At 59.0% G+C, this 23,623-nt stretch carries 15 protein-coding genes; 4 read left to right on the top strand and 11 right to left on the bottom strand.

Going from position 1 to position 23,623, the window contains the following annotated elements; translation table 11 throughout:
- Positions 1-30 precede the first annotated feature (30 nt).
- Positions 31-1,002 carry a polyprenyl synthetase family protein gene (locus GGU46_RS19705; RefSeq protein ID WP_183405280.1) on the bottom strand — a complete coding sequence of 324 codons (972 nt, stop codon included), beginning with the start codon at positions 1,000-1,002 and terminating at the stop codon, positions 31-33.
- 140 nt (positions 1,003-1,142) lie between these two features.
- Between GGU46_RS19705 and GGU46_RS22520 the strand changes: the two genes are divergently transcribed.
- Complete coding sequence (locus tag GGU46_RS22520; protein ID WP_183405279.1) at positions 1,143-1,706, top strand: TonB family protein; 564 nt, start codon at positions 1,143-1,145, stop codon at positions 1,704-1,706.
- Positions 1,707-1,822: 116 nt separating this feature from the next.
- On the opposite strand, the gene rnr is transcribed toward GGU46_RS22520, so the two are convergent.
- The 3 genes from rnr to GGU46_RS19685 form a co-directional block, all read right to left on the bottom strand.
- Positions 1,823-4,366 carry a ribonuclease R gene (gene rnr / locus GGU46_RS19695; protein ID WP_183405278.1) on the bottom strand — a complete coding sequence of 848 codons (2,544 nt, stop codon included), beginning with the start codon at positions 4,364-4,366 and terminating at the stop codon, positions 1,823-1,825.
- 356 nt (positions 4,367-4,722) lie between these two features.
- Positions 4,723-5,034: a GIY-YIG nuclease family protein gene (locus tag GGU46_RS19690; protein WP_183405277.1), complete on the bottom strand. Its 312-nt coding sequence runs from the start codon at positions 5,032-5,034 to the stop codon at positions 4,723-4,725.
- 259 nt (positions 5,035-5,293) lie between these two features.
- Positions 5,294-7,291, bottom strand: coding sequence for an ABC transporter ATP-binding protein (locus GGU46_RS19685; protein WP_183405276.1), 1,998 nt, complete (start codon positions 7,289-7,291; stop codon positions 5,294-5,296).
- Between the two features lie 207 nt (positions 7,292-7,498).
- Between GGU46_RS19685 and GGU46_RS19680 the strand changes: the two genes are divergently transcribed.
- Positions 7,499-8,485 carry an aldo/keto reductase gene (locus GGU46_RS19680; RefSeq protein ID WP_183405275.1) on the top strand — a complete coding sequence of 329 codons (987 nt, stop codon included), beginning with the start codon at positions 7,499-7,501 and terminating at the stop codon, positions 8,483-8,485.
- A 155-nt stretch (positions 8,486-8,640) separates the two neighbouring features.
- Here the strand turns inward: GGU46_RS19680 and GGU46_RS19675 are convergent, their stop codons facing one another.
- The 3 genes from GGU46_RS19675 to GGU46_RS19665 form a co-directional block, all read right to left on the bottom strand.
- Positions 8,641-9,300: a lipoprotein signal peptidase gene (locus tag GGU46_RS19675; RefSeq protein ID WP_183405274.1), complete on the bottom strand. Its 660-nt coding sequence runs from the start codon at positions 9,298-9,300 to the stop codon at positions 8,641-8,643.
- A 262-nt stretch (positions 9,301-9,562) separates the two neighbouring features.
- Entirely contained in the window at positions 9,563-13,069 is a 3,507-nt protein-coding gene (ileS, locus tag GGU46_RS19670; protein ID WP_183405273.1) for an isoleucine--tRNA ligase, read from the bottom strand.
- A 161-nt stretch (positions 13,070-13,230) separates the two neighbouring features.
- Positions 13,231-15,669, bottom strand: coding sequence for an efflux RND transporter permease subunit (locus GGU46_RS19665; RefSeq protein WP_183405272.1), 2,439 nt, complete (start codon positions 15,667-15,669; stop codon positions 13,231-13,233).
- A 237-nt stretch (positions 15,670-15,906) separates the two neighbouring features.
- Here GGU46_RS19665 and GGU46_RS19660 point away from each other — a divergent pair, with 237 nt between their 5' ends.
- Positions 15,907-16,302 carry a hypothetical protein gene (locus GGU46_RS19660; protein ID WP_183405271.1) on the top strand — a complete coding sequence of 132 codons (396 nt, stop codon included), beginning with the start codon at positions 15,907-15,909 and terminating at the stop codon, positions 16,300-16,302.
- Positions 16,303-16,383: 81 nt separating this feature from the next.
- Here the strand turns inward: GGU46_RS19660 and GGU46_RS19655 are convergent, their stop codons facing one another.
- Positions 16,384-17,901, bottom strand: a complete 1,518-nt coding sequence (locus tag GGU46_RS19655) for a glycine--tRNA ligase (RefSeq protein WP_183405270.1) — start codon at positions 17,899-17,901, stop codon at positions 16,384-16,386.
- A gap of 361 nt (positions 17,902-18,262) precedes the next feature.
- Between GGU46_RS19655 and GGU46_RS19650 the strand changes: the two genes are divergently transcribed.
- Positions 18,263-19,669, top strand: a complete 1,407-nt coding sequence (locus tag GGU46_RS19650; RefSeq protein WP_183405269.1) for an inorganic phosphate transporter — start codon at positions 18,263-18,265, stop codon at positions 19,667-19,669.
- A gap of 193 nt (positions 19,670-19,862) precedes the next feature.
- On the opposite strand, the gene GGU46_RS19645 is transcribed toward GGU46_RS19650, so the two are convergent.
- The 3 genes from GGU46_RS19645 to GGU46_RS19635 all read right to left on the bottom strand — a co-directional run bounded on the left by GGU46_RS19645 (position 19,863) and on the right by GGU46_RS19635 (position 23,600).
- Positions 19,863-20,345, bottom strand: a complete 483-nt coding sequence (locus tag GGU46_RS19645) for a hypothetical protein (protein ID WP_139925078.1) — start codon at positions 20,343-20,345, stop codon at positions 19,863-19,865.
- 54 nt (positions 20,346-20,399) lie between these two features.
- The gene (locus tag GGU46_RS19640) at positions 20,400-20,891 is read right to left on the bottom strand and encodes a DUF4385 domain-containing protein (protein ID WP_183405268.1); all 492 of its coding nucleotides are present in this window, start codon (positions 20,889-20,891) and stop codon (positions 20,400-20,402) included.
- A 1,107-nt stretch (positions 20,892-21,998) separates the two neighbouring features.
- Complete coding sequence (locus GGU46_RS19635) at positions 21,999-23,600, bottom strand: Ig-like domain-containing protein (RefSeq protein WP_183405267.1); 1,602 nt, start codon at positions 23,598-23,600, stop codon at positions 21,999-22,001.
- Positions 23,601-23,623: the final 23 nt, after the last annotated feature.

Raw genomic sequence — 23,623 nt, 5'->3', positions numbered from 1 at the left:
CCTGAAAAAAGGGCGAAAGAAAGGAAAAGGCTATTGCTCGCGCTCCATGAGTTGGAGGGCAAGCTGGTGGAGCGGTTTTTTGCGCGTTTCGGGGGCCGCCACGCGCTCCAGATGCTGCAAAGCGTCCAGGAAGTAGTCGTTGATGAGAGCTTCCGTCTGAGGGCGGATTTCGAGCTCATCGTAGATAGCTCGCACGGCCTGCACCTTAGCATCGGCATCGGGCACGGGCTGGCCGATGTGCTGGGCCAGTACAGCGCGCTGCGCCTCATTGGCCTGGGCCTGGGCCGTGAGCAGGAGGTAGGTTTTCTTGTCGCTGAGGATGTCGCCGCCCACGCGCTTGCCGAAAGTGGCCACGTCGCCGTACACGTCCAGCAAATCGTCGCGCAGCTGAAAGGCTACCCCAATGCCTACGCCAAACTGCCGCAGGTGGTCGGCATCCTGCCGCGAAGCGCCGCCGAGCAGGGCCCCGAGCTCCAGAGCAAAGCCCAGCAGTACGGCCGTTTTTAGCCGAATCATATCCAAGTATTGCTCGATACTGACCTCAGTTTCCGTCTCGAAGTTCATGTCCCACTGCTGGCCCTCGCACACCTCGGCGGCGGTTTGGGAAAAGCGGCGCAGCACATGGGGCAGCAGCTCGGCGGGCACATCCAGGAAGAGCTCGTAGGCCCGCACCAGCATCACGTCGCCGCTCAGGATAGCCACGTTGGGGTTCCACTTTTCGTGCACGGTAGCCTGGCCGCGGCGCAGGGGCGCCTGGTCCATCAGGTCGTCGTGGAGCAGGGTGAAGTTGTGGAAGACTTCGGTAGCCAGGGCCGGCTTCAGGGCGGGCTCCAGCTCATCGGTGAAAACGTAAGCACCCAGCAGCGTCAGCAGCGGCCGGATGCGTTTACCGCCGAGGGCCATGATGTAGCGAATGGGCTCGTAGAGGGCCGCCGGTTCTTCGCCGTAGCGAAGCTGAGCGAGGCCGGTATTGATGCGGTCAGTGAGTTGGGACAGATCCACGGAATAAGGTGAAAGTTCAGAAGGGAAAGGTACGGAAGAGTTGTGGGGTGATGGGGTGAACCGTGATGAGGTGATGAGGTGAATTGTACTATGTGGTGGGGTGACGAAGGGATGAGGTGGCGCGTGATAGTAGTATCGGTGTGGATAGTAGGCAACAGGGCGGGGGCAACTTCGTTATCTTCCGCAGCGGGCTCGTCGGGCCTCTACCCCCTATCTGCTATGAAGCTTACGCGCTTCTGTGCTGGCTGCTTCTGCCAACGGCGGCCCTTGCCCAGAACTCCTACAACTGGTGGGACGCCCGCCCGCCGGCCCCCGTTACGGCCCCGCCGCGCCCGGCCCGCAAACCCGCCGTTGCCCCGCCCGCACCAGCCGCCGCCGACTCGCTCCCGCTCACCACTGGGGGCTACCTCTCCGTGGAGCAGGTACCCGTTTTTCCGGGCGGGCAGGAGGCGCTGGCCAAGGCCATCCGGAAAACCCTGAAGCGCCCTTCCGGCCCCCGGCAAAGCGGCCGCGTACTGGTGAATCTGGTTGTACGGACCACGGGTGAGGTGACGGACGTGCAAGTTGCACCGGGCCAGGGCCTCAACGCCGCCTACGCTGCGGCCGCCGTGGAGTGCATCCGTGGCCTACCTCGGTTTGAGCCCGGAAAGCGCAACGGCAAAACTGCCGACACGGCCATAACGCTGCCCGTTCTGTTTCCTTGAGATTTGGCTGGCAACGTATCCGGGAGTTTCCTACCCCCTGAAATTACAGAAGCCCCTACCTCATATCGAAGTAGGGGCTTCTGTTATTTCGGGGGGTAGGGCAACGCGGGGCCTGTTTACCGGCGGCGCTTGCTGCCACCCCCAGACTTGCCTCCGCCGGGGCGGCCGCCTTTGCTGCTCCCGCTGCTCCGCTCGGGGCGGTAGCCGCGGCGCGATTCGCGGTGGGCGTCGCGCTCCTCCCGCTCCCGGTTCTTCACCGAGTCGGGGCGGTTGTCCACCAGCTCGAAATCGATGGTGCGGTCCAGAAGGTTGGCCGATTTCACCACTACCTGCATTTCGTCGCCGAACTGAATGATGCGCTTGCTGCGCTGACCTACCAGGCGGTAGTTGTCCTTATCCAGCTCGAAAAAGTCGCCAGGAATGTCGGCCACGCGCACCATGCCTTCGCACTTGTTCTCCTCAATTTCCACGTAGAGCCCCCACTCGGTCAGGCCCGACACCACGCCCGTAAACGTGTCGCCGATGCGGTCCTGCAGGAACTCCACCTGCTTGTATTTGATGCTCGCACGCTCAGCGTTGGCGGCCAGCTTCTCGCGCTCCGAGGAGTGCTTGCACTCTTCCTCAATGGGCTCCACCTCCACATTCTTGCCGCCCTCCAGGTAGTGCTCCAGCAGGCGGTGGGCCATCATATCGGGGTAGCGACGAATGGGCGAGGTGAAGTGGGAATAGTGGTCGAAGGCGAGGCCGAAGTGCCCGCGCGGATCGGTGGTATAGGTGGCCTTGGCCATGGTCCGGATGGCCAGCGTCTGGATGACGTTTTGCTCCGGCCGGCCCACCACCTCGCTGCTCAAATCGTTCAGCTCGGTGCTCAGCTTCTTCGGGTTTGAGAGGTCGAGCTGGTGGCCAAACTTCTGGGCGAAGAGGGCAAAGTTGGCTAAGCGCTCCTCGTCGGGGGCGTCGTGCACGCGGTACACCATGGTAAAGCGCGGCTTCCGGTTCTTGAGCTTGAACACGAACTCAGCCACCTTGCGGTTGGCCAGCAGCATGAACTCCTCAATCATCTTGTGGGCGTCCTTGCGCTCCTTCACGTACACGTACAGCGGCTTGCCCTGCTCATCGAGCTTGAACTTCACCTCCTGGGTTTCGAAGCTGATGGCCCCCTGCTTGAAGCGGGCCGCGCAGAGCTTCTTGGCGATGTCGTTCATGAGCTGAATCTCCGGCGTATAGTCCGCCTCCAGCCCTTCGATGCGCTCCTGGGCCTCTTCGTAGGAGAAGCGGCGGTCGGAGTGAATGATGGTTTTGCCGAACCAGGAGTTGTAGAGCCTGCCTTTCTCATCGAGCTCGAACACGGCCGAGAAGGTCAGCTTATCCTCGTGAGGACGCAGGGAGCAGAGGCCGTTGCTGAGGCGCTCGGGCAGCATGGGAATCACGCGGTCCACGAGGTACACGGAGGTAGCCCGGTAACGGGCTTCTTTCTCCAGGGCCATGCCGGGCCGCACGTAGTGGGTCACGTCGGCGATGTGCACCCCAATTTCCCAGTGCCCGTTTTCGAGCTGCTGAATGCTGAGGGCATCGTCGAAGTCCTTGGCGTCGGCGGGGTCGATGGTGAAAGTAGTAACGTTGCGGAAGTCGCGGCGGCGCTCCACCTCACTCTGCGGAATCTCCAGCGGAATGCTTTCCGACTCCTCCTCTACCTCGGCGGGGAACTCAAACGGCAGCCCAAACTCGGCCATGATGGCGTTGATTTCGGCCTCGTTTTCGCCGGCCCTCCCGAAGCTGCGCACCACTTCGCCCACGGGCAAATGGCCGGCATCATTCTCCGGAAACTCGGCAATGCGCACCAGTACCTTCTCGCCGTGGTTGGCGCCGTTCAGGTTCTCGTAGGGCACGAACACATCGAAGTAGAGCTTGCGGTTGTCGGGCTTCACGAAGCCGATACCACCCTGCATGTGCAGGCGGCCCACCAGCTCCGGGCGCACCCGGTTTACTACCTCCACCACATCGCCGACGGGGCGGCCGTCGCGGGAGCCCCGCAGGCGCAGACGCACCGTGTCGCCGTGCATGGCAAACTTCAGGCGGTCGGTGAACACGCGCACGTCCTGCTCGCTTTCCTCCGAGATGACGAAGGCGTACTTGTCGGTAGCCAAGGCTACGGTGCCGGTGATGACCTCGCCGCCACCCTCATGCCGGGGGCGGCGCGGGGTAGCAGGCTTGTCGGCATCGGGGAAGTCGAAGCCAGCCTCGCGGCGGCGGTGCACCACGGGGTCCTGGCCGAACTCGGTTTCCACCGGGCGCCCCCCGCCCCGGCTCATGCCGGCGAAGGGTTCCCGCTCGTTGCGGCGCGTTTTGCGGCCACTGGCAGGCTCGGTAGCAGCCTGGGCAGCCGCAGCATCCGTCAGGCGGTAGTCGTCGTTCTGAAGCAGCGTGAGCAGGCCGCTTTTCTTCAGGCTTTTCAGGTGTTCAAAAATGTCTTCGCGCTGCTCTTTGGTGGTCACGCCCAGCCGGCGGGAGAGTTGGCGGTAAGAGAATACTTTGCCGGGGTTGTCGCGGAAAATGCGAAACACAAGGTCCTTGGAAATGGAAACCGCAGCGGCATCGGTGCGGCGGGCTGCCTTCGCGCGAGGGGCGCGGGGGGCAGCAGATTCGTCTTTTTCTTTCATGTAGAAAAGGGGCCGCCAGTGGTTGTCGTTTTCGCAGGCGGCGGAGTTGAATGAGTGGGAAACGGTAGTACTACGAGGTTTCCCGGGGTAAAGTAATCCAGCCCGAAACCGGGCTTCAGAGAGATGATACGGAATATATCGGGGAATAACTATTTCTAGTTGAAAAAGGGCCGCAACGATGGCCTTGACTGGCACGTGCAAGCAAAACCGCAGCTCGTCATTCCGAGCAGAGCGAGGAATCTTGCGTGCTGACGGCGGCACTACTACCTCACGATTCGGGCGAGGTGCTTCGGTTCCGCCCCGGCATGTCAGTTGGTAACTGACGTTAGCTACCCTACGACGTTTGGCAAGACAGATTAGTTTCCGGCTGCTGAGTTGCCTCCATCCCAAGTACCTAAATCAATAGGCGCCCACGTCGGATTCAGCGCAGCAATCAGCTGCTCCTTCTTCGCCCGGCTCCAGCCTTTGATTTCCTTCTCCCGGGCTATAGCCTGCCGGGCATTGGGCAGCGCTTCAAAGTACATCAGCAGGTTGCACTGGTATCGGCCCGTGAAGCAACTAGCTTCACCCAGCCCCTGGCTGTGCTCATACAGGCGTCGTTCAAGGTCGTTGGTTAAGCCAGTGTAGAGAACGGTACCGGCCGGATTGGTTAGCAGATAGACGTACATAGTAGAGGTAGGGATATGGATAGGTAGAGTACCGGTGAGCAAGGAAAGTCATCTGGCAGAGAAAAGAAACCTGTAGAACGTCATGCAGAGGCGGAGCCGAAGCATCTCGCTCGGCTGACGTGGCAACGGTAACCAGATGTTAGCCGAGCGGGATGCTTCGGCTCCGCCTCTGCATAACAATAGCCACGTAGCGTCAGCACGCGAGATTCCTCGCTCTGCTCGGAATGACGGGCGGAAGTATTACCATCCTTCTTCCCTCCTACGCCCTACCTGCCACGGCGGCCCGAATGTCGGCGGGCTCGTCTTTCGGAATGGCGGCCAGCAGCTGCCGGGTGTACTCGTGCCGGGGGTTGGCGTAGAGCTCAGCGGCCGGGCCGCTTTCCACAATTTTCCCCTGACGCATCACCAGCAACCGATCCGACATGAAGCGGGCCACCGACAGGTCGTGGGTGATGAAGAGGTAGGTGATGCCGAACTCACGCTTGAGGTCGTTGAGCAGGTTGAGCACCTGGGCCTGCACCGAGACATCGAGGGCCGACACGGACTCGTCGCAGATGATGCACTTCGGCTGCAGGGCCAGGGCCCGGGCTATGCAGATGCGTTGGCGCTGGCCTCCGCTGAACTCGTGGGGGTAGCGCAGGTAGTGCTCATCGCGCAGGCCCACGGTGCGCAGCAGCTCCAGCACGCGGTCTTTCTGCTGCTGCCTAGTGCCGCCTACCCCGTGCACGCGCATGGGCTCCCGGATGGCCTCGCCCACGGTCATCATAGGGTTGAGGGCAGCATAAGGGTCCTGGAATACCATCTGAAACTCCCGGCGCTTGCGGCGCAGCTGGTCGGCGGGCAACGTGGCCAGATCCACTCCTTCGAACAAAATACTACCCGAGGTGGGCTCCACTAGTCGCAGCAGGGTGCGGCCCAGCGTGGTCTTGCCGCAGCCCGACTCCCCTACCAACCCCACCGTTTCGCCGGGGTAGATATTGAAGCTCACTCCATCTACGGCCCGCACAAACTCCTTGGTCCGGTTAAAGAAGCCCTTGCGAATAGGAAAGTGCACGTTGAGGTTCTCTACCTGCAACAGCGGAGCCATATCACCAGGAACTGCAGTCTGCCCTACCCCTGCCTTGCCAACAAAGCCTGTCACAGCATTGGCTTCTGCTATTTGCCCACTGGGCATATCAGCGCTACCCTGGTTTGTGCCGAGCAACAGCGGCTGGCCCGATTCGACGCTTGGAGCCGTTTCCAGCCCGAAATGGGGTTCCACAGGTCGTGAAACAGAATGTTCCACGGGGAACGTTTTGGCGGTTTCGTTGCTGTTTTGAGAGGCTAAAGCATTCCTTTCACCTTCAACAGGCTCAATCACTTGCGTAGCGCCAGCTTTAGTAGCTATAAAGCCTCCCTCGGCCGTTTCACGCATGAAATCGGCCACCACGGGCAACTTTTTTTTGCCGACTGAAAGTTTTGGTCGGCATGCCAGCAGCCCTTTGGTGTACGGATGCTGAGGGTTGGTGAAAATGTCCAGAACAGTGCCCTGTTCTACCACCCTTCCCCGGTACATCACCAGAATCCGGTCGGCTATTTCGGCTACTACCCCCAGGTCGTGGGTAATGAAGATGACGGCCGTATTGTGCTGGCGGCGCAGGTCGTCGATGAGGCGGAGCATGCGGGCCTGCACCGTTACGTCGAGGGCGGTGGTGGGCTCGTCGGCAATCAGGATGGCGGGGTTGCAGGCCATGGCCATGGCAATCATCACGCGCTGCTTCTGGCCGCCGCTGATTTCGTGGGGGTAGCTCGTGAATATTTTCTCGGGGCGCGGGAGCTGGGCCATGGTAAACAGCTCCACGGTGCGGGCCGCGGCTTCTTTCTCCGTGAGCGTGGTGTGCAGGCGTAGCGCCTCCACTACCTGGCTGCCACAGGTATACACGGGGTTGAGGGAGGTCATCGGCTCCTGGAAAATCATGCTGATGTCGTTGCCCCGAACGCGCTGCAGCTGCTCGTCGCTGAGCTGCAGCAGATCTACCTCCCCTAATGCCTCCGACTGAAACCGGGCCTCGCCGGAGGTAATCTGGCCGGGCGGCAGCGGAATCAGCCCCATCAAGGCCAGGGAAGTTACCGACTTGCCCGAGCCCGACTCGCCTACAATGGCCAGCGTTTCGCCCCGCCGCAGGTCGAAGGAAATGTCTGCCACGGCCCGCGTGTTGCCGCGGTGGCTGGCAAAGTCGATGGTCAGGTTGCGGACGGACAGAATGGGCTGGGACACGGCGACGGGAAGCGAGGCGGAAAAAAGTAAAGATAGGCAGGCGGGCAGTAGCTTGCGGCGGCTGTTTGGCGTACAAGCAAGTTGCCATTCTGAGCAGCGCGAAGAATCTGGGATACTTTCTGAACACTACCCCGGATTCCTTGCGCTGCCCGGAATAACCGTTCAACTCTCCTCGCAAAATCATCCATATTACTTCCTTCCTACCCCATGCAGTACCGCAAACTCGGCAAAACCGGCTTCAACGTTTCTGAAATTAGCCTCGGCACCTGGCAGGTGGGCGGCAAATGGGGCGACCCGTTCAGCCACGAAACGGCCGACGCCATCCTGAACAAAGCCGTGGACAGCGGCATCAATTTTATCGACACGGCCGACGTGTACGGCGACGGCGAAAGTGAAAAAGCCGTGGGCCGGCTGGTGCGCAGCCGCTCCGAGCGGGTGTACGTGGCCACCAAGTGCGGCCGCCAGCTGCAGCCTCACGTCAACGAAGCCTATCAGCCCGAGGCGCTCCGCAAGTTCGTGGAGGCCAGCCTGCGCAACATGCAACTCGAAACCCTGGACCTGATTCAGCTGCACTGTCCGCCCACGGAGGTGTACTACCGCCCCGAAATCTTTGAGGTGTTTGATCGGCTGAAGGACGAAGGCAAAATCCGGAACCTGGGCGTGAGCGTGGAGAAGGTAGAGGAAGGGCTGAAGGCTCTCACGTTTTCCAACGTCACCACCATTCAGCTCATCTTCAACATGTTCCGGCAGCGTCCCACGGAGCTGTTGTTCAGTGAAGCCAAGCGCCACGACGTAGGCCTGATTGTGCGCGTGCCTCTGGCCAGCGGCCTGCTCACCGGCAAATTCTCACGCGAAACTACCTTCTCTCCCGACGACCACCGCCAGTTTAACCGCAATGGCGAGGCTTTTGATAAGGGTGAAACCTTCTCGGGCGTGGATTATGAAACCGGCCTGGCAGCTGTGGAGGAGTTGAAAAAGGTGTTCCCCGACCAGCCCAATCTTGCTCCCGTGGCTTTGCGCTGGGTACTCATGCTTGATGAGGTAAGCTGCGTGATTCCCGGCGCCTCCAAGCCCAGCCAACTCGAATCGAACCTCAGCGCCGCCGAGCTGCCGGCGCTGTCAAAAGAGCAAATGGAGGCCGTTCGCGGCATCTATGAGCAGCGCATCAAGCCGCTGGTGCATCAGGTGTGGTAGAGGGGTGGCCTGAAACTGTCATTCCGAACGCAGTGAGGAATCTGGGTTAATTATCTAACGAGTTGACCCAGATTCCTCACTGCGTTCGGAATGACACAAAAAAAGCCCGCTGGAGTAATTCCAACGGGCTTTTTCGCGTGTAAGCAGCTTCGTTTCTACGCCACTTCCGAAGCCTCCGCGTCGCGGCGGGCCTGGGCGGCTCTGGCGTCGTCGGCGGCTACGGGGTGGGCTTCTTCCAGGTGCTGCCCGTAGAAGCGGTTCTGGAAAATCAGAATCAGGGCTACCCCCACGAAAATGGCCGCATCAGCAATGTTAAAAATGGGCCAGAGCGATACGTGCGAACCACCCACCAGGGGCCATGATTCCGGCAGAATTCCCTCGTAAATGTCCACGTAGAGCATATCAATTACTTGCCCGTGCAACCAGGGGGTAGGCGCGCCAAAGGGAGCGTTGTCGTAAATGATGCCGTAGAAGATGGAGTCAACGAGGTTGCCGATGGCCCCGCCCAGAATCATGGCAATGCAGATGATCAGGCCGTTGGGCGCGTGTTGCTTCCAGAGGCGGTAGATGTAGTAGCTGATGCCCGTAACGGCTAGCAGGCGGAACAAGGTCAGGATAACCTTGCCGTAGGGCGCGGGCAACTCTACCCCGAAGGCCATACCCGGGTTCAGCGTGTAGTGCAGCTTAAACCAGTCGCCGAAAACCGGAATTTCACCCGGCATCCCCATGGGCATGTAGCGGTGCACCGCCCACTTCGAAAGTTGATCAATGACGATGACCAGCAGGGCCACGAGGTAGTATTTCCAGTACTTCATTGAAGAGAAGTGAGAGGTTAGAAGTGAGAAGTGAGACTTCGCCCTGACGCTATGTCAGGCCCGGAACCTCTCCCCTCTCTTAGCACAAAGTGACGAAGATTTTTGGACTTTGCTATCGAATCGTGCAGGCCAGCTATTACGCTGCTGGTATGTATTCTGAATGCTTTTTGTGCCCTTTTGAACCACAGGAAGGAGGCCGCAGAATGCTTTGTGCGCTAGTGTGCCAACCGACCTTTTCGTAAGATCGGTTGGCATCTCAGCATCAGACAGTTGCTACTTCCAACTGCACGGGCACGGTGTACTCATCGAATTCCAGTACCGAACCACCGTTCAGATCAGGGGAGAAATCCAGGGCCAGAGCCTGCACTTCCTCCCGGATGTAGTCGCCGAAGGATTGCACGGCGGCTTGCAGCTCCGGCTGCAGGCCCAGGGTCACACGTACTTTGTCCTGCACTTCCAGGCCGCTGTCTTTGCGCAGGTTCTGGAGACGGTTCACCAGCTCGCGGGCTACGCCTTCCTGACGCAGCTCCTCGGTCAGGGTCACGTCGAGGGCCACAGTAAGGGGGCCGTCGGTGGCAACCAGCCAGCCGGGCAGGTCCTGGGTGCGGATTTCCACGTCGTCGGGGGCCAGGGTGTAGGCTTCGCCGTCGATTTCCACGGCCAGCTGGCCGGTCTTTTCGAGGGTGCTGATTTCCTCGGGGGTCATCTGCTGGATGCGGGCCCCCACGGCTTTCAGCTTGGCCCCGTACTGCTGGCCCAGGCGCTTGAAGTTGGGCTTCACCGACTTCACCAGCACCCCGCTGGTATCGTCGAGGAACTCCACGTGCTTCACGTTTACCTCGGCGCATATCAGGTCTTCCACCTTACCTACCTGTTCGCGGGTCGTCTCGTTGAACACCGGCACCAGGATGCGCTGCAGGGGCTGGCGCACCTTCAGCACCGACTTCTTCCGCAGGGAGTGCGTGAGCGAAGAAATCCGCTGGGCCAGGTCCATACGCTCCTCCAGAGCCTTATCGATGCGGTTTTCCTCGGCTTGCACCAGCAGCGTGAGGTGCACCGATTCAGGAGCCAGCGGCGTGTTCTTCGCCACCGCTTCCGCGCGCATGCCGTCGGTCATGTTCTTGTAGAGCCATTCGGCGAAGAAGGGCGCAATGGGAGCCATGAGCTGGGCCACTACCACCAAGCACTCCTGCAGGGTTTCATAGGCGGCGCGCTTGTCGGCGGTCAGCTCACCCTTCCAGAAACGGCGGCGCGAGAGGCGCACGTGCCAGTTGGAGAGCTGATCGGTCACGAAATCCTGGATGGCGCGGGCGGCCTTCGTGGGGTCGTAGCTGTCGTAATGGCCGCGCACCTCCACAATCAACGACTGCAGCTTGCTCAGAATCCAGCGGTCCAGCTCGGTCAGGTCTTCGTAGGGCACCCGGTCAAACTCGCGGGCCTGGAAGCCGTCGAGGTTGGCGTAGAGGGCGTAGAACGAGTAGGTGTTAAACAGCGTGCCGAAGAAGCGACGCTGCACCTCCGTGATGCCGTTCAGGTCGAATTTCAGGTTGTCCCAGGGCTGGGCATTGGCAATCATGTACCAGCGCGTAGCATCGGGCCCGAACTGGTTGATGGTCGCAAACGGGTCGATGGCGTTGCCGAGGCGCTTGCTCATCTTGTTGCCGTTCTTATCCAGCACCAGGCCGTTGGCCATCACGTTCTTGTAGGCCACCGAATCCTCCAGCATCACGGCCAGGGCGTGCAGGGTGAAGAACCACCCGCGGGTCTGGTCCACGCCTTCGGCAATGAAGTCAGCCGGGAAATTCTTCCGGAAGATTTCCTGGTTTTCGAGGGGGTAGTGCCACTGGGCGTAGGGCATGGCGCCGCTGTCAAACCACACGTCAATGAGGTCAGTCTCGCGATACATGGGCTGCCCGCTGGGCGACACGAGGAACACATCATCCACGTACGGGCGGTGCAAATCGGTCATTTCGCCGGTGGCAATGGGGTTGTGCGTCATCACCTCGGCCGCCACGGCCTTGTCGATTTCGGCGCTCAGTTCGGCAATGCTGCCGATGCAGATTTCCTCCGAGCCATCCTGGGTGCGCCAGATGGGTAGGGGCGTGCCCCAGTAGCGCGAGCGGCTCAGGTTCCAGTCCACCAGGTTTTCCAGCCAGTTGCCGAAGCGGCCGGTGCCGGTGCTTTCGGGCTGCCAATTGATGGTTTTGTTGAGCTCGATGAGCCGGTCTTTCACCGCCGTGGTCTTGATAAACCAGGAATCCAGGGGGTAGTAAAGTACAGGCTTGTCGGTGCGCCAGCAGTGGGGATAGGTGTGCTCGTACTTCTCCACTTTGAAGGCCGTGCCGTCGCCTTTCATGCGGATGGCAATGCTTTCGTCGAGGGTCTTGTAGTCAGCACCAGAATCGTCGTGGCCATCGTAGTTTTTCACCCAGCGGCCACCGAATTCACCCATCTGGGCCACGTAGCGGCCGGTGCGGTCAACTACTGGGCCCAGCTTGCCTTCATCATCAGCTACCAGCAAAGCAGGCACGCCGGCCAGCTGAGCAGCCCGGAAGTCATCGGCGCCAAACGTGGGCGAGATGTGCACGATGCCGGTACCGTCTTCGGTGGTTACAAAGTCTCCATTGATAACGCGGAAGGCGTTTTCCTCGCCCTCAAACGCCGGATAGCCTTTGTCCTGCCCGAATAGCCGCTCGTAGCGGATGCCCACGAGGTCAGCCCCGGTAAACTCTTTTACTATTTCATAAGGCATTTGCCGCTTATAACTCTCCGATGGACGGATATAAGACTTGGCCTGCTCAGCAGTGATACCAGATTTACCGTTGAAGATCCAATCTTTTACGAGTTCAATATTCAACTCTGGCTCACTGTCGTACTGCTCAATCTGTTTCGAGAAAGGCAGATTTATAAAGTATTTATCAACTAGAGCACGAGCTAAGACAATTGCAATTGGCTCATATGTATAAGGGTTGAAAGTACGGATTACGGCGTAGGGAATATTCTTGCCTACTGCTAATCCTGTATTGGCCGGTAACGTCCAAGGCGTCGTCGTCCAAGCTAGAATGAAGGTCTCAGCCGCGTCGTCAGTTCCTACAAACAGCTTCTCCGACTTCTCGTCCCGCTTCACCTGGAATTGGGCCACGATGGTCGTGTCCTTCACGTCGCGGTAGGTACCGGGCTGGTTCAACTCGTGGGAGCTTAGGCCAGTGCCGGCGGCCGGCGAGTAGGGCTGAATGGTGTAGCCTTTGTAGAGCAGGCCCTTGTCGTAGAGCTTCTTGAGCAGGGCCCAGCAGCTTTCAATGTACTCGGGCTCGAAGGTGATGTAGGGGTCCGAGAGGTCCACCCAGTAGCCCATTTTCTCGGTGAGGTCGTCCCACTGGGCCTTGAAGCGCATCACGGTTTCGCGGCAGCGCTGGTTGTACTCCTCAATGCTGATTTTCTTGCCGATATCCTCCTTGGTGATGCCCAGCTCCTTTTCTACCTGCAGCTCAATGGGCAGGCCGTGGGTGTCCCAGCCACCTTTGCGCGACACCTGCTTGCCCAGCAGCGTCTGGTAGCGGCAGAAGATGTCCTTCACCGTCCGGGCCATGACGTGGTGAATGCCGGGGGCGCCGTTGGCCGAGGGCGGGCCTTCATAAAATACGAAGGTGGGCTGCCCCTCGCGGGTGCTCACGCTTTTCTCAAAGATGCCGTTCTGCTTCCACCACGCCAGGATATCGGTACCAACCTGGCCGTAGTTGAGCGGCTGCTTGTATTCGGGGTAGTTCATATGATCAGTGGGGATCTTAGGCAAATTCGTTTGTCATCCTGAGCCCAAGCGAAGGACCTTATCACGCCGAAACGCCTGGACTAGAACGATTCTGACGAAGGTTGTTCTTTCGTGATAAGGTCCTTCGCTTGGGCTCAGGATGACAGATGATTAGATTGGTCTTAGCCGTTCAGTTTGGGCTGTACCTTCATCCGGCTGAGGTTGAGCTCCAGGTCGTCGTCTTCCTCGTGGTAGTTGTCGTCGTAGTGCTTGATGCCCGATTGGTCGATAACGTCTTCGTCCTTGCCGTGCTCAAAGGTAACGAGCAGGCAGGGCAGCAGAATCAGGTTGGAGAAGTTGGTTATCAGCAGGCTGGCCGACATGAGCAGGCCCAGGGCCTTGGTGCCGCCAAACTCCGAGAAGGCAAACACCGAAAAGCCCAGAAACAGCACAATGCTGGTGTAAATCATGCTGGTGCCGGCCTCCGACAGCGTGGTGGTAATGGCGGCCTTCACCCGGCGGCCGTTGGCGGCCATTTCCTGCCGGAACTTGGCCAGCAGGTGAATGGAGTTGTCGCCGTCAATACCCAGCGCGATGCTGAAAATAAGGGCCGTGCTGGGCTTGAGCGGGATACCGAAGTAGCCCATAATACCGCCCGTGAGCAGCAGGGTGAAGAAGTTGGGCAGCAGGGTGAAGAACACCGCCCGGATACTGCGGAACAGGATGAGCACGACCACGCCCACCAGCAGAAAGGCGTGCCAGAGGCTGGTTTTAAGCGTCCCGATCAGGTATTCGTTGCCTTTGGTGAAGATAATGGTGGTACCTGTCAGCTTCACCTTCAGGTCTGTACCCTTAAAAATCCGGTCGATTTCCGGTCTGATACGGTTGTTAATCAGCGTATCGAGGTTGTGCGAGCCTACGTCGGCAATTTTCAGCGAGATGCGCGCCTGTTGCATGCTGCTGTCGGTGAAGGAGCGCAGCAGCTTGCTGGTCAGCTGGCCCTCCGAGCCCTCCGTGCTTTGGGAGCGGGCCAGGTAGCTAAACACGTAGTTCTTCTCGGAGTTATCGGGCAGGCGGTAAAACTCGGGGTTGCCGTTGTAGAAGGCCTGCGTAGAGGCTTTCAGGAAAGTCACTACGCTAACGGGGGTAGTCAGCACGGGCTGGGTGCGCAGGAAGTTCTCCAGCCGGTCAATCCGCTCCAGGTTTTTGAGCTTCAGCAGGCCCTTGGGGCGGCCGGTATCCACCACCATTTCCAGAGGCATTACGCCGTTGAAGTGCTGCTCGAAGAACTTCAGATCGGAGTTCACCGACGAATCCTTGGGCAGATCATCCACCATGTAGCTTACCGATTTCACCTTGGTTACCCCAAACGAGGCCAGCACCAGCAAAGCCAGGGCCGTGAGGTACACCGTGCGCCGGCGCTCCAGCACCAGGTAATCGAAGAACTCCAGCAGCTTGGTCAGGGGCTTGGCCTCTAGGTGCTCCAGCTGCTTGGGGGTAGGCGGCGGCAGAATGGTGAAGATGATGGGCATCAGGATAAACGACACCGCAAACGCCACGAAAATATTGAGAGTAGCCACCAGCCCAAACTGGTACAGAATGGCAATGTTGGTGAAGCAGAACACCACGAAGCCAATGGCCGTGGTGGTGTTGTTCATGAGCGTTACCAGCCCGATTTTACGCACCACCCGCGCCATAGCCAGCACCTGGTTGCCCGATTTGCGGTAGTCGTAGTGGTAGCGGCTGAGCAGGTAGGTGCAGTTCGGGATGCCGATAACGATGATGATGCTCGGAATCAGGCCCGTCAGCAGGTTGATCTTGTAACCGAGCAGCACCATGCTCCCGATGCACCACGTCACCACAATCAGCACAATCAGGAGCGGAAACACCACCGCCGACCACGTCCGGAAGAACATGAGCAGGGTCGCGGCCATCATCACAATGGTCAGGGCCACGAACAGCTTCATTTCTGAGGCTACTTTGGTAGTCATGGTGGCCCGCACGTAGGGCAGGCCGGCGTAGTGCATCTTAATGTCGGTCTTCGCCTGGAACCGCTCAGCGTGGCCCAGAATTTCCTGCATCACGGCCTCGCGCCGGCTGGAGTTCAGGTACTTGGGGTCCATGGTGAGGGCCAGCAGCGTGGCCCCGGTGGTGGGCGAAATCAACTGGCCCTTATAGAACTCCTGGGAGTTGACCACCCGCATCAGCGAGTCGAGTTCGGGCTGCGTTTCGGGGAAATTACGGAAAATAGGCTCGGCCCGGAAGGTCTGGGTGGCGGTATCCTTCACCAGGCGAGGTAGGCGCGTGACGCCCAGCACCCCATTTACGCCCTGCACCTTGCTGAGCGTATCGGTCAGGCGGCGCAGCTCGTTGAAGTTTTTCAGCTCATACACCGAGCTGTCCTGCATGCCCAGCACCAGCACGTTGCCATCCTCGCCAAACTGCCGCTTGAACTGCTGGAAGTACACCATGTCGGGGTCGTCGGGGGCTACTACCTGGGCAAAATCGTAGGTCATCTGCACCTTGCGAGCTTCCCACGCCATAAACACCGTGATAATGGCCAGCAGCCCGATCAGCAGGCGGCGGTTCTTAATGACGAACAGGGCGAGGTTTCTCCACATAGGCTGCTAAAATGCAGCAAAGGTACGCAACCCCCGGCAGCTATCCGGTGCCACTCCAGTATTAACCCGCGCCACGGGTTACGGCTCAGTCTGAGCCAATTAGTTGCTTATTTCATTTTTTGTTCTGAATATAGGAAACATTTCATGATACCTGCCGCGTAAACAACGTAACATCAGTGCGTTGCGGTATCCATTATTTGTACTTTACCCGGCATTGCTTGTTATTTTTCTTTAACAATGACCTTACCTAACTCCTCGGATGTGTCCATCACCTACCATCCGGCCTCTGACATTCTGCATCTTAACTTCACGGCTACTCGCTCCAGCGTCTCGTTCGGGCAGGCCTACCAGCAGGCCCTGGAAGCCATGCTGGCCCAGAACGTGGGCAAGCTGCTCCTGGACCTGAAGCATAATGTTTCCCTGACTGAGGAAGCCGAGCTGCTACACCCTCTCGCTGCTATGCTTCCGGAGCAGTTGCCGCGCCCGTTATTCATCGCGGCGGTGGTATCGGAGGGGCAATACCGCTACCAGATTGGCAGCGCCCTGGCCTCCTACCCCCCAACCCCGGCCCAAGTCGAGTTCAACTACTTCACCTCCCACCACGACGCTACCACTTGGTTAAGCGAAAACTAGGGGGTAGCAAATTTCAGCCGTATAAACAGAAAGGCCGCCGGATTGCTCCGGCGGCCTTTCTGTTTTCAACACGTTGTGCGCTTACAGCTTTTCGAAAATGCGCGACAGGCTCACGGCCTCGCCGATGTAGCCGCGCAGTTCGGCAATGGGCATGCGGGTTTGCTCGCGGGAGTCGCGGTGGCGGACCGTTACGGTATTATCCTCCAGGGTCTGATGATCCACGGCAATGCAGAAGGGCGTGCCGATGAGGTCTTGGCGGGTGTAGCGCGTCCCGATGGAGTCCTTTTCTTCTACCACCAACCGGAAGTCGTGGCGCAGGGCGTTGTAGATTTCGTTGGCTTTCTCGGGTAGGCCGTCTTTTTTCACCAGCGGGAAGATGGCGGCTTTAATAGGGGCCACGGCCGGGTGCAGGCGCAGCAGCTTGCGGGTTTTGGTTTGCTGCTTCTCGCCTTCGCCCTCCGTAATGGTTTCCTCCTGGTAGGCCTGGCAGAGCGTAGCCAGGAACAGGCGGTCGGCGCCCACCGAGGTTTCTACCACGTAGGGCACGTAGTTGCCGTAGGGCTTGCCGGTTTCGGGATTTACGTCGTTGTCGAAGTACTGCTGCTTCTTGCGGCTGAGCGTCTGGTGCTGCATCAGGTCGAAGTCGGAGCGGGAGTGGATGCCCTCAATTTCCTTGAAGCCGAAGGGAAACTCATACTCGATATCGACGGCGGCTTTGGCGTAGTGGGCCAGCTTGTCGTGGTCGTGGAAGCGGAGCTTATCGGCGGGCAGGCCCAGGGCCTCGTGCCAGCGGCGGCGGGTTTCCTTCCACTGCTGGTACCACTCGCCCTCGGTGCCAGGGCGCACGAAGAACTGCATTTCCATCTGCTCGAACTCCCGCATGCGGAAGATGAACTGACGGGCTACAATCTCGTTGCGGAAAGCCTTACCAATCTGGGCAATACCAAACGGCACCTTCTGGCGCGCCGACTTCTGCACGTTCAGGAAGTTGACGAAGATGCCCTGGGCCGTTTCGGGGCGCAGGTAAATCTTGCTGGAGTCGTCGGCCACGGCCCCTACCTGGGTCGAGAACATCAGGTTAAACTGGCGCACGTCGGTCCAGTTGCCGGTTTTGCTAACGGGGCAGATGATTTTCTCATCGAGGATGAGCTGCTTCACGCCGGCCAGGTCCTCGGCCGTGAGCAGGCGGCCCATTTCGGCCAGCAGGGTTTCGGCGCGGGCTATTTCGCCGTTCTTCTCATACTCGGCGGCTTTGTCTTCCAGCAGCACATCGGCGCGGTAACGCTTCTTGCTGTCGAGGTTGTCAATCATGGGGTCCGAGAAGCCATCGACGTGGCCGGAGGCTTTCCAGGTGAGCGGGTGCATGAAAATGGCCGCATCAATGCCCACCACGTTCTGGTTGAGCTGGGTCATGGCCCGCCACCAGAGCTGCTTGAGGTTGTTTTTGAGCTCCACGCCGTTGGGGCCGTAGTCGTACACGGCGGCCAGGCCATCGTAAATTTCCGAGGAAGGGAATACGAAGCCGTATTCCTTGGCGTGCGACACGATATCGGCCAGGGTGCTTTCGGCCGTGGCGGCGGGTTTCTGCTCGTTGCTCATGGGATAGGAGAAGTGAGAAAGTAGAGCTGAGCGCTTAGAGCAGTACCGGCTGTTCAGGTTTCGCAACTGAATCGGGTCTTGCTTCTCACCGCTAAGCGCTCAACTCTATAAAGTAAGGGCAAAAGTAGCCAAAGCTTTAGCTTGCTCCCTAGCCCGGAGCGCACAAATAGCCCAGAGCGGCTGCCCGTCAATAATTTACTGAAGATCAAAAGCGCCCCCCTAACCCGGCGCTACTTCTTGCGTTTAGCCGCTCAATGGCCTGGCTTGTCGGTGGGTCCGGTAACAATTTCATAATCTTGCGCCCCCTTTGGGCGGTCCTACCTTTGGTTACCGAAACTGAATCTTCACCAATCCCCCCCTTATGTTTGGCTTAGAGCCTCATGTGCTGTTGCTGCTGATTGCCTGCTTGGTGGCAGCCTGCGCGTTTGAATTTGTCAACGGCTTCCACGATACGGCCAATGCCGTGGCCACGGTGATTTACACCAACTCGCTGCGGCCGTGGGTAGCCGTGGTATGGTCGGCGTTCTGGAATTTCGTGGGCGTTATTGCCGGCGGTATCAGCGTGGCCATGGGCATCGTGTACCTGCTGCCCGTGGAAAGCCTCGTGGACCAGAACGTGTACCACGGCATTGCCATGGTCGGGGCCCTGATTGTGGCGGCCATTATCTGGAACGTGGGCACCTGGTACTACGGGCTACCCTCTTCCTCCTCGCACGCCCTTATCGGGTCCATCCTGGGGGTAGGCATTGCCTTCTCCCTGCTACCGGGCTCCAACTCCTCGGCCGTAAACTGGGGCAAAGCCGGCGAAACCGGCGCCGCCCTGCTCATCAGCCCCCTATTCGGCTTTTCGCTGACTATTATGCTGATGTTTCTGTTGCGGCGCTTCGTGCGTAACAAGGCCATCTTTAAGGAGCCCCACAAGCGCAAGCCCCCACCCATCTGGATTCGCTTGGTCCTGATTGCTACCTGCACGCTGGTAAGCTACTTCCACGGCTCCAACGACGGGCAGAAGGGCGTGGGCCTGATTATGCTGATTCTGATTGGCATCGTGCCCGTGCACTTCGCCCTGAACTCCAAGCTCAACCCCCTGGATATGCGCGACTCGCTTACGCGCGTGGAGCAGGTAATGCAGAAGCTGAACCCGGCGGAGCTGGGCGAGGCTGACCGCAAGCTGCTGGCCGAAGTGCGCACCCAAACCGCTACCCTCGACCAGATTTTTGCCGGTAAAACGGATGTAAAGCAGCTTCCTGAGCAGGCCCGCTTTGAAATCCGTAAGGCTATTCTGCTGCTTTACACCCGGGCCAAGAAACTCACGGCCAGCGAGAAAGTCCCCCTCAGCTCCGCCGACCGCAAGGTGTACGAAGACAGCATTGCCCAGATGCGCACCTTTACGGACTATGCCCCCTGGCAGGTTTCCCTGATGGTAGCTCTTTCTCTGGGCATTGGGACGATGATTGGCTGGCAGCGCATTGTAAAAACCATTGGGGAGCGGATCGGGAAGGAACACCTGACCTACGCCCAGGGCGCTTCCTCGGAGCTGGTAGCCGCCGCCATGATTGGCGCCTCTACGGGCTTCGGACTCCCTTCCTCTACTACCCACGTACTTTCCTCGGCTATTGCGGGTAGCATGGTAGCCAACCGGGGCATCAAGAACCTGAATCCTCAGATGGTGCGCAACATTGCGCTGGCCTGGGTGCTCACCCTGCCCGTAACGATGGTACTGGCGGGCGGCCTGTTCCTGCTGTTCCGCTCCATTATGCCTTCCTAAGTTATTCTTGGAATAAAACAAAAAGGCCGCTCCGGAATCCGGAGCGGCCTTTTTGTTTGAGGGCAAAACTAAGGCTATTTACTTGCCAACTATTTTAGCTCTCAATCTGGGACGGGGTGTTGAAAACTCCCGGTTATGAGTGCTTTATCAACTTATCCACAGCAAAAACGAGGCTTTTTGTGGATAACTCAGGTTAAGCGGGCCACTGCACTTCTAAATCGTCGTTGATAAACACGCCGAAGTTGACAAACTGCAGCTCGTTTTCATCGAAATACATGTCAATCATTTCTTTCTCGTAGGAAAGACGCATCTCGCCGGTGTCCATTTTCTCCACCTCGCTCTGCTCGTGGCCGTGGCGCTTCATCAGGTCCTGAATTTCTTCGGGGCTCTTGCCATGAATGGCTTCGCCGTAGAGGCGGATGCCGGGGTGGTCCGTTTCAATGCAGCTCAGGCGGTAGTCGTCCTCGCGGTCAAAGTACAGGGAGTAGCCTTCTTCGAGGTAGTTCCAGGCCTGGTGCTCGAACTCATCATCATCTTCCGACTCTTCAATTTCCTCGGGCTCGCCCATCAGGGCCCGTACTTCGTCCATGGAGGCGCCAAACTTGAGGGGTCCCATGCCGATGCCGAGGGTGATTTCGTTTTCGTCGGTGCTGGAGGATTGGGCTGGTGTCTGCATAGCCGTTTTTAAAAGGGTAGAGGTTCAGGGAAAGTAAAGGTAGGCTTCTCGGGGTCATTTGCCGTAGCGGGCCTCAAACTCGGCGCGCTGGCGCACATACTCGGGGTGTTGCTTGGCCTTATCCCACAGCTGCTTGAAAATGGCCGCCGCGGCCGCTTTGGTGGGGTCTTCGGGCGTGCGGGGCAGTTCCTGGCGGCCGTGGGCGCCGCTCTGGCCTTTTTTGTCGTCGGGAACGGGGCCGTCGTATTTTTTGCCGCCCTTGTGGTTGGCGTAGCGCCGGGCCCGCGTGAAGCCCATCTGCAGGAACTTGCGGGCCATGTCGGCTCCTACAAAATCCTGAGCTTCTAAATAGGCCTCAAACAGGCCGTAAATCTTCTCCCCCGACTCCCGGGCTACCTCCGGGGTCCGGAAGCGCCAGTGGGGCAGAATCTCGCCTTTATAGGGCTGTACCAGCAGCACCCCCTGCTCGCCCTTACCCACCCGATACAGCTCAGGCTGCTGCCGGAAGTCAACGGTGCGGAAATCGAGGCTATAGTCGAAGGGCATGGGCAGGCGGGTTGACTCCCCTATACGCTACCCACGTCGCGGCGGCCGTGCATTTTCCTGTCCGGAAGGCCGACCGGTGGATAAAGTGCCGCCTTTATGTGGATAACTCATTAGTTATAAACAAGTAAGGTCCGCCAGAGCCGTTCCCTTGGCAATCCTGCTTGATTTTACTGCTTTCCACCGAAGGCTAGTCGGGCGCTGGCTCACGCTTACTGGTTTGCCCCACCCCCCGGCCGGGCCCTTGGCCGGTTCGCCCTCAGGTAACTGCCGCCCGTCTGGCGGAGGCTTCAGGGGGAAACGGAAGTCGGCCCGCTTATCCACAGGTTAATAACTTTTAAAATTCTTTTTTAAATAAATTCTCTTTTGTCACCCGTCGTTAGGGCTGTGTATAAGTGGATAAAAAAAGAGAGTTATGCACAGCGGGGATAACATGTGCACAAGAATGGAGTTATGCACGCTCTATCAACAGGGGGTGTGGATAGTAAAGTGCTGATTTATTGATTGTTAGAATGGTTTTTAACAATCCACATAGCTTATACACAAATCCACAATTCACATCCACACTGGGGTGTGGATTGTATCATTTTTGGGGGATAGTTATCCACCCTTATCCACCAGCTTTGCACTGGCCTGGGAAGCTGCCAGCCCAGCCAAAGCACCAAAAAAACTTTTCCGCAAGTTCTCCACGAGTTATCCTCAGGTTTCCCCATCGTTATCCACAGGTTATGCAGGCTGTGCGGATTATGGTGGAAAACTCTGTGGATTTCGTCTTCTTGCAAAGTGGAAAAAGCAGCTGGGGCCCCGGAAAGCCTGATTTCAGATGTGGATATCTTTGCGCCTTATTTTATATATAGTGCTAAATAGGATTTTTAACAGGCGACCGGCCAGGCCGCCGTTAGCGGGCAGCCCGGGCTCAGGCTACCCGAAACAAGCCAGCCCACCCACTGGTGGGCATAACCATTGGCCGCCGCGAAGCGGTGGGAAAACAGGCCGCACCGAAGCCAACTGCCGCCATTGACGCGCGCGACTGACCTGGCCCCTACCCCCTTAAACACCAGCGCCCGGCTCCAGAGGCTGGAGCCGGGCGCTGGTGCCGGGCAGATTAAGTTAAAAGCTTAGGGTTTCTACATTATCGAAGTTGGAACGTACCTCAATGGCTTTCGGAAACAGAAACACGGGCTCCGGCTGCCGTTGTAGCTGCGGGTCGCCGCCCTGCCAACGGCCATCCTGATTGGCATCAATCAACACCCGCAGGCGGTAAGTGCCGGGCGAGAGGTAATCGAAGCGGTAGGTACCGCGGGGGCTGTCGAGGGTGGTTTGCACCTGTCCGCTGGCATCCAGCAGCTGCACCCAGTACCGGGTAGCTTTGGTTTGCACCGGGCCACTGAGTGAGCCGGTCGTGTTTTGTTCCGTGACCCGCAGCCGGAGCGGCTTCAGGCCCAGGCTCTGCCCCGTTACGCTCCCGATAACCGTGCTGTCGAGCAGAAGGGTGATGTTCTTCCGCGCATTGGTATTAAGGGCCAGGGCCAGCGTAGAGCGGTCGGCGGACAGGGTGCCATCCTGAGGTAGCCGGAGCGGACGGCGCTTTACCGAGTCCTCCACCAGCGTCCCGATGGGTTTGTTTGAAACCAGTCGTACGGGCTCCTTGAACACGAATTTCACCTGCCCCTGCCGGTACACTTCGCGGGGGGTACCCTCCACCACGTACGCCGCGCCTTTGCGGGCCGGCGCGTTGCCCTGAAAGCGCACACTCACCGTGTCGCGGCCCGTATTCCCCACGCTGTCGGTGGCCGTGAGCAGGTAGCGGCCCTCCGTCAGGGCGGGCGTGCGGTAGAGCACCACGGTTCGGCCTTGCTCAGCCGTTTGTATGGCTTCGGTGAGGGCCGGGGCGGGGGCGGCAGCGCCCAGAGGAGCCAGCTCCACCCGGGCTACCCCCTCGTTATACGACACCCGGAAGTCCGTGGGGTTAGGCTTTTGGGTGGTGATGAGCGGCCGGCGCGTATCGGGGCGGGTCAGGCGAAAATTCAGGCTGTCGGTGGCGGGGCCTACCGTTAGCGGGTTGGAGAGGTAGCCAATCCGCTCCCCTTCCTCGTAGCGGTTGCTCTGGTTTTTATCAACCAGGGCAAAAGCCCGGTAGCGGCCTTCCTTCAGATAAGTCAGCTCAAAGCGACCTTGTTTATCGGTGCGCGCCAGGTAGTAGGGCTTGCCGCGCCGCACGTTGGCAGTGTCGGTTTCCGGATACAAGACTACCGACGCATTCTCGAAGGGCGCCTGCGAGAGTACATCCGTTACTACCCCCCGCACCGAGCCAGAGTCAAGCTGAGCGCCCGTGCTGAAGCTCACCATGGCCTTCGGCGCCGGGTTGCTCTCCGTGATGTCGCTAATAGAGTTGCCGAAGTTAAAGGAGTAAGTGGTGTTGGGGGCGAAAGGCTGATCAAAGGTGAGCGTGATGGCCGTGCGGTCTTCGCGCACTTTATAGGTGTTCTTCTCGTCCAGCAGGGGCGCCACAATCAGGTTTTTCTGCAGATCCTTGATCTGTACCTGCTCCGAAAACTCCAGCCGTACCGATTGCCCGGTTACGTTGCGGGCCCCGTTAGCGGGCACGGTCCGCAGCAGCTTGGGCGGAATCGTGTCGCGCACCCCGCCCTCGGGCGAGCTGATGGCCGCGCAGCCGCCAAGGCCGGCCGGAATCAGAAGTAAAAAGAGCACATGCGCCCGGGAAAGTAGAGGCA

The sequence above is a fragment of the Hymenobacter latericoloratus genome (assembly GCF_014199535.1).
GTDB lineage: Bacteria > Bacteroidota > Bacteroidia > Cytophagales > Hymenobacteraceae > Hymenobacter > Hymenobacter latericoloratus.
The sequence above is the reverse complement of the archived record's forward strand: the minus strand, read 5'-3'. Positions and strand labels throughout refer to the sequence as shown.

Coding starts and splice junctions, on each gene's coding strand:
- rnr (WP_183405278.1), bottom strand. CDS start 4,366: ATGAAAGAAAAAGACGAATCTGCTGCCCCCCGCGCCCCTCGCGCGAAG.
- GGU46_RS19690 (WP_183405277.1), bottom strand. CDS start 5,034: ATGTACGTCTATCTGCTAACCAATCCGGCCGGTACCGTTCTCTACACT.
- GGU46_RS19680 (WP_183405275.1), top strand. CDS start 7,499: ATGCAGTACCGCAAACTCGGCAAAACCGGCTTCAACGTTTCTGAAATT.
- GGU46_RS19675 (WP_183405274.1), bottom strand. CDS start 9,300: ATGAAGTACTGGAAATACTACCTCGTGGCCCTGCTGGTCATCGTCATT.
- ileS (WP_183405273.1), bottom strand. CDS start 13,069: ATGAACTACCCCGAATACAAGCAGCCGCTCAACTACGGCCAGGTTGGT.
- GGU46_RS19665 (WP_183405272.1), bottom strand. CDS start 15,669: ATGTGGAGAAACCTCGCCCTGTTCGTCATTAAGAACCGCCGCCTGCTG.
- GGU46_RS19660 (WP_183405271.1), top strand. CDS start 15,907: ATGACCTTACCTAACTCCTCGGATGTGTCCATCACCTACCATCCGGCC.
- GGU46_RS19655 (WP_183405270.1), bottom strand. CDS start 17,901: ATGAGCAACGAGCAGAAACCCGCCGCCACGGCCGAAAGCACCCTGGCC.
- GGU46_RS19650 (WP_183405269.1), top strand. CDS start 18,263: ATGTTTGGCTTAGAGCCTCATGTGCTGTTGCTGCTGATTGCCTGCTTG.
- GGU46_RS19645 (WP_139925078.1), bottom strand. CDS start 20,345: ATGCAGACACCAGCCCAATCCTCCAGCACCGACGAAAACGAAATCACC.
- GGU46_RS19640 (WP_183405268.1), bottom strand. CDS start 20,891: ATGCCCTTCGACTATAGCCTCGATTTCCGCACCGTTGACTTCCGGCAG.